This window comes from Rhodococcus sp. (in: high G+C Gram-positive bacteria), from assembly GCF_049286785.1.
GTDB lineage: Bacteria > Actinomycetota > Actinomycetes > Mycobacteriales > Mycobacteriaceae > Rhodococcus_F.
The window spans coordinates 1-7,284 of sequence record NZ_JBAQEO010000302.1 but is presented as its reverse complement, the minus strand read 5'-3'; the positions used below and the strand labels follow the sequence as shown (position 1 = coordinate 7,284).

The following is a 7,284-nucleotide window of genomic DNA, read 5'->3' as shown; positions in this document are numbered from 1 at the left end:
CGCGCCAGCCTCACCACACCGGCATGAACCTCCGGACCGATCACGAAATCGACGCGGCCGCCGCGAAGTGATCGGGCAGCGGGACGCGGACGGTCCGTGGGTAACTCCAGCACTTCGGGCAGGTCCGACAGCGTGGTGGTCCAGTACGCCAACTGCCGCGACATCAGCGACGTCTCATCGGATTCCGACCCCAGCCACTCACGCTGCCACAGGGTGTAGTCGGCGTACTGCACGTCGAGCGGTGCCCAACCGGGTGCCGATCCGTTCACCCGCGCCGCGTACGCATCCATGACGTCCCGGGCCAACGGAGCCATGGAGAAGCCGTCGGCCGCGATGTGATGAACCACCACCGCGATCACGTGCGCGTCCTCGCCCAGCCTGAACAGGCGCGCGCGCAACGGAACCTGTTCCGTCACGTCGAATCCCGCGGACAGCACCCGCAGCAACTGTTCGTGGAGTTCGGCATCATTGGACACGCCGATCGGAGCGAGGTCGGGCACCGCGCTCGTCGCGGGCAGGATCACCTGGTGCGGTCCGTCGTCGGTGAGGGGGAAGATGGTGCGCACCGACTCGTGCCGTTCGATGACGTCGGCAACGGCGGCGTGTAGCGCGTTCACATCGAGCCGACCGTCGAGCCTCAATGCGAACGCAACGTTGTATGCGGAGGAAGAGGTGTCGAACTGGTTGATGAACCACATACGCTGCTGGGCCAGCGACACGGGGACTTCCGCGGTACCTTCTCTCGGTTTCAGCGGCGGTCGGGCCTCCTGCCCTTCCTCCGACTCCGCCAGCGCTGCCAGACCCGCCACGGTGGGAGCGTCGAACACATCGCGCACGTTGATCCGGTCCCCGACGGCTGCATTGATCCGCGCCACCAGACGAGTGGCGATCAGGGAGTTCCCGCCGAGGGTGAAGAAGTTGTCGTTCACGCCCACCCTCGAGATTCCGAGCAGGTCGGCGAAGACAGCGGCCACTATCTCTTCGATCGGATTGCGGGGTGCCACGAATCCTCCGGCATGTGCGCCGAAATTCGGTGCGGGAAGAGCTTTCCGGTCGAGCTTTCCGTTCGCGTTCAATGGCAGTTCTGTCAGTACGACGAGGGCTGACGGCACCATGTACTCGGGGAGCCGGACCGCGGCGGTTTCGAGCACAGCTCGCTCATCCACGCTCACCTCGCTCGACGGCACCACGTACCCGGCCAGGTAATCGCCGATCGAGCCGTCGTTGCGGAGCACGACGACCGCCTGCGCAATGCCCTCACACCGCAGCAACGCCGTCTCGATCTCCCCGAGTTCGATCCGCAATCCGCGCAATTTGACCTGCAAATCGGTGCGGCCCAGGTACTCCAACTCACCGTCCGCATTCCACGACACCAGATCACCCGTGCGATACATCCGGTCGCCCGGCGCGCCGAACGGATCGGCGACAAACCGCTCGGCCGTGAGGTCCGGCCGGCTCACATACTCCCGCGCCAACTGGCCACCCGCAAGATACAACTCGGCCGCCACACCCACCGGAACCGGACGCAACCGCCCGTCCAGTACCAACAGTTGCGTATTCCACACCGGCGCACCGATCGGTATCCCGGCCGTGTCCGCCTCGGTGACCTCGTGGAACGTCACATCCACTGCCGCCTCGGTCGGACCGTACAAGTTGTGTATCCGGGTACCGGGCAGCAGTGCCCGCATCTTCGACGCCGTCCGGGCAGGTAACGCCTCACCCGAGGCGAACACCCGGCGCAGGCTCGTGCACTCCGCCGCTGTGGGCTCGGCAGCGAACACCGACAGCATCGACGGAACGAAATGTACTGTAGTGACCGAATTTTCGACGATCAAGCCGGCCAGGTACCTCGGATCACGATGACCTTCCGGTCGCGCGATCACCAACCGGGCACCCACCTGCAAGGGCCAGAACAACTCCCACACCGAGACGTCGAAGGTCACCGGCGTCTTGTGCAGCACCACGTCATCGCCCCGGAGCCGATACTCCTCCTGCATCCACACCAGACGATTCACGATCGCCGCGTGCGTCACTCTCACGCCCTTGGGCCGACCGGTCGATCCCGACGTGAAAATCACATACGCGGTGTTGCCTGGCCGCAACGGTGCCGAACGGTCCAGATCCCGCACAGGGTCAGGGCAGAAACCGGACACGTCCAGGGTGTCGATGTGGAGAACCGGGATATCACCCGGCAGTGCGAATGTGGGCAGTGCGAATGCGGGCAGTGCGAATGCGTCCGCCCCGCTGGTCAGCACACACTGCGGTGCTGCGGTGTCGAGTACATGGGCAAGACGCTCTACCGGCTGGTCCGCGTCCAACGGCACATAGGCGCCACCCGTCTTGATCACTGCATAGATCGCCGTCAGCAAGTCCGCGCTGCGACGAATCGACACTCCCACCAATGATTCCGGACCCACCCCCGCCGCTATCAGATACCGAGCCAGCCGGTTGGCGCGCGCGTCGAATTCGGCGTACGACACACTGGTTCCATCGGATACGACCGCAACAGCGTCCGGAGTGCGGGCTACCTGCGTGTCGAACAGCTCCACCAGGGTCGTGTGCGGCACGTCGTGCGCCGTCGCGTTCCAGGTATCGAGCACCAACTCCCGCTCTTCCGACCCGAGAACCTCGATGTCTCCGATCGGAGTCTCCGCGGCCGCCGCGACCGCCTCCAGGATGCGAATGAAGCGCTCCCCGAACCCTGCGACCGTCGTCCGATCGAACACATCCGTCGCGAACGTCAACGCGACCGAGATGCCCGCTGCAGCCCCCGACGAGTCATAGCGCTCTGCGACCGATAACTGCAGATCGAACTTGGACACACCGGTTTCGACCTCGACAACCTCCACCGTCAGTCCCGGCAACTCCACGTGAGCCGTGGCCGTGTTCCGGAATTCCAGCAAGATCTGGAACAGCGGTGAATACGCGGTCGAACGCCCCGGCGCGAGCGCCTCCACCACGCTCTCGAAGGGCACTTCCGTATGACCGAACGCCCCCAGGTCCGCCTCGCGGGCGCGGGAAAGCACCTCGGCGAACGTCTCGAACGGCTCTACCGTCGTACGCAGCACCAGCGTGTTGACGAACATCCCCACCAGATCATCGAGTGCCTCTTCACCGCGCCCCGCGATGGGCGTCCCGATCGCGATGTCCGAGGATCCGCTCAACCGTGCCGACAACAACACCAGAACCGCGTGGATCACCATGAACATCGTGGCGTTGTGTTCTCGTGCGAGCAGGAGAAGCTCCCGATGCAATTCCGCAGACACCGAGAATGGGACGGTCTCACCCCGCAACGATCTCTCCGCGGGCCTCGGCCGGTCCGTGGGGAGGGCGATCGCCTCGGGGAGACCGGACAGTGTTGTCCTCCAGTACTCCAACTGCGCCGACATCACGCTGCCGGGATCCCGGTCGCTGCCGAGGACCTCCCTCTGCCACAGGGTGTAGTCGGCGTACTGCACCGGGAGTGGGTGCCAATCCGGCTCCTCCCGCCGCACCCGCGCCGAGTACGCCACCGTCAGGTCGCGGGCCAGCGGCGCCAGCGAAGCTCCGTCCGCCGAAATATGGTGAACCACGAGCACGAGGACATGCTCGTCGGGGCCGGTCCGGAACAGAGCACCGCGCATGGGTACCTCCGCGCTCACATCGAAGCCCTGAGAGGTCCACTCGGCGATCCGCGCCCGCAGCGTCTCCTCGTCCCCGCCGAGCCTCGGTGTCAGATCCGGAATCACCTGTGCCGGCGCCACGATCACTTGATGCGGTCCGTCCACCGAGGCCGGATACCGGGTGCGGAGCGATTCGTGTCGTTCGATGATGTCGCCCATCGCCGCCCGCAGTGCCTCCACATCGAGAGTGCCGGACAGGCGGATCGCCATCGGAATGTTGTATGCCGGTGAGGAGATATCGAACTGATTCACGAACCACATACGCTGCTGCGCAAGCGAAAGCGGAATCCGCTCCGGCCGCTCCTGCACCACCAGGTTCGGGCGGTGGGTGCGCCGGACGCCGGCACTCTCGATCCGCCGCGCCAACGCTTCCACCGTCGGCGCCTCGAACAGCTCCCGCACGCCGAGATCGACGCCCAGTGCAGCATTGACGCGCGCGATCACTCTGGTCGCGACCAGCGAGTTTCCTCCGAGTTCGAAAAAGCTGTCGTCGACACCGATTCGATCCACACCCAGGACATCCGTATACACCTGTGCCACGGCCTGTTGCACCGGATCAGCAGGGGCACGAAACTCGGTGGCCGTCGAGTGGAAGTCCGGCGCGGGCAGCGCCTGACGATCGAGCTTCCCCACCGGTGTCATCGGTATCTCGTCCAGCACCACGATCACAGACGGAACCATGTGCGGCGGAAGTTGTTCTCCGGCATAGTCCATCAATTCGGCAGTCTCGAGCAGCTGCCCGGCCGCCGGCAGCACGTACGACACGAGCACCGTATCACCGGAGGGCGCCGTTCGCGGCATCGTCACAGCAGTCTTCACGCGTGGGTGGGCGTGGAGGACCGTGTCGATCTCGCCGGGCTCGATGCGGAAGCCTCGTACCTTCACCTGGAAATCACTGCGGCCCACGTACTCCAGTGTGCGGTCGGCTCGCCAGCGCACCACGTCGCCGGTTCGATACATCCGGTCGCCGGGGCCCCCGAAGGGGTTGGCCACGAATCGTTCCGCCGTCAAACCAGGTTTACCGTGGTACCCGCGCGCCAGGGCGTCGCCCGAGAGATACAGTTCCCCGGCCACCCCGACCGGTACCGGCTTCAACCGCGCATCGAGGACGACCTCGCGGAAACCACGCAGTGGACCGCCCAGCGTGATGGCCCCCGCCGGTGACATCGGTTCACTGATGTTCGACATGATGGTGGTCTCGGTGGGCCCGTAGGCGTTGCACAACCTGCGGCCCGGCGCCCACCGCTTCACCAATTCCGGCGGGCACGACTCGCCGCCGAACACCACGTCCTGGAAGTCGTCGAGTCCGTCCGGTTCGATCGAGCCGAGCGCCGCAGTGGTGATGAATCCGTGCGTGACCCGCTCCGCCTTCAAGAGCCGGGACAATTCGTCCCCACCGTAGATCGTGGGCGGAACGATCACCATGGTCGCTCCGGCACCGAAGGCCTGCAGGTACTCGAAGAGGGACGCGTCGAAGCTCGGGGTGGAGAAGTGCAGTGTTCTCGAGTTCATCGTCGCTCCGAAACGTGAGCGCTGTTCGGCCGCAAAGTTGTCCAGTCCGGCGTGTGTGACCACGACGCCTTTGGGCCGGCCCGTGGAACCGGAGGTGTAGATCACGTAGGCCGTATTCTCCCTGCGCAGTGGCCGGACCCGATCGGCGTCGGTGACGGCGGATACCGATCGGCCGGCACACAGGGCTCGGAATTCGTCGTCGAGCACCAGCCACGGAATCGAGTCCGGCAGCCGGGAACGCTCGGCAGACACCGTCACACCCACGGCGGCACCGGCATCGCCGAGCATGTGATCGATTCGTTCGGCCGGATAGCTCGTGTCCACCGGCACGAATGCCGCGCCCGACTTGGCCACCGCCAGCATCGACAGGACCGACTCGATCGAGCGCGTCAGGCCCAGCGCCACAGAGTTCTCCGGCCCGATGCCGCGTGCGACCAGGACGCGCGCCAACTGGTTCGAGCGCTCGTCCAGTTCTCGATACGTCACCTCGACACCGCGATACGAAAGTGCGACACCGGCAGGATTCGCTCTCGCCGCCGCCTCGAACACTTGGGGCAGCGTGCGTTCCGAGCGGCTCGGCACGCCGTGAACCGGAACGAAGGCTGCACGTTCGGCGTCGGAAAGGATATCGATTTCGCCGACGTCGATGCCGGGGTCGGTGGCGACCGTCTCGAGGATTCGACGGAACCGTTCACCGAGCCGAAATACCGTTTCCGGGTCGAACAGATCGGTGGCGAACCCGAGATTTGCTGTGATGCCGGACGGGATGCCGTCGTTGTCGAAGGTCTCCGCGGTGGTCACCCGAAGGTCGAACCGGCCGAGCTCGGGACTCTCTACCCCGCGACGCTCGAACAGCACCTGGACGATCGGCGCATACGCGGGCGATTCTCCGACCCCGAGTTTCCGCACAACCTGCTCGAAAGGAACATCGCAGTGCTCGAACGCCTCCGCGTCGACCTCACGAACGCGGTTGAGCAGATCTGTGAAGGACATGTCCGGTTGGACGTGGCTCCGCAGCACCACGACATTCCGGCCGCCGTCTACCGTGACCGGCGTTCCGATCGCCACATCCGAGGTGCGTCCGAGCCGGCTCAGCAGAACGGCCAGGGCCGCGTGCAGCACCGAGAAGGTGGTCGTGTCGTGTTCCGTTGCCAGCGCGACCACTCGGCGATGCGTCTGAGCACCGATCGGGAGTTCGACCCGGTCCGCCCTCGGTGATTGCGTGGCGGGTCGCGCCCGGTCGGAAGGCAGGTTCAGCAACTCGGGAAGACCCGAAAGCCGAACTTTCCAGTACTCGAGCTGCCCCGCCGCGCGGCGTAGTCGCTCGCCTTCACGGGCGCTCGCCGCGTGAATCGTGGCGAGAACGGTCTGTGGGTCTGCCACGACGAACTCTTCCAGCAACTCGACGAATTGCCGGTGGTGCCTGTGTAGCGCCGCATCCTCGTACCGGTTCGGATTCGCACGGAAATCGACGAAGAGCTCGGCCGGCGCGCCGCTCGGGTACACGTTGACCAGAAGATCTTCCACCGGACCGGACGTGACGATGTGGTATTCGCCGACCAGGGGGCCCAGCTGAACCTCTTGATGGAACAGCATGACGTTGATCATGGGGCCGTACAGCCTGGCGCCACCGCCCGCGCCCAGATCGCGGCGGATGTCGTCGAGACTGCACCGCTGATGCCGCAACGCGCCCATCAGCTCTCGCCGAACCCTCGACACGAGTTCCGCGACCGTCTCTCCTTCTTCGACCGAGATCGACAGCGGCGCGACGGTGACCATCATGCCGCCGGAGTTGCGCAGCAGGGACGTCGTCCGGCCGGACATCGGAACCTGCACGAGAACATCGGTTTTCGCCGTGAGCCGGGACAGGTAGCAGGCGAAGGCGGCGATGATCATGGCCGCGGCGCTCGCCGTTGCCTGCCGGTCGGAATCCTGGAGACCGGCAACGCCCGCCCCGGACAGCAGCGCACTCTCGACCTTGCTTCTGGCGACTGCGGGCGCGGGCACGCCGGCCAGAGTCGATCCTTCGATCGGCTCGACGCGCCCCACCCAATACTCCCGATCCGCCGCGAATCGATCGGAGGATCGATAGCGAGCGTCGATGTCGTAC

At 65.5% G+C, this 7,284-nt stretch carries 1 protein-coding gene; it reads right to left on the bottom strand.

Annotation, left to right across the window (positions count from 1 at the left end; genetic code table 11):
• A partial coding sequence (locus tag WAW17_RS11715) for an amino acid adenylation domain-containing protein (protein ID WP_422333149.1) occupies positions 1 to 7,284 on the bottom strand: 7,284 nt, incomplete at both ends.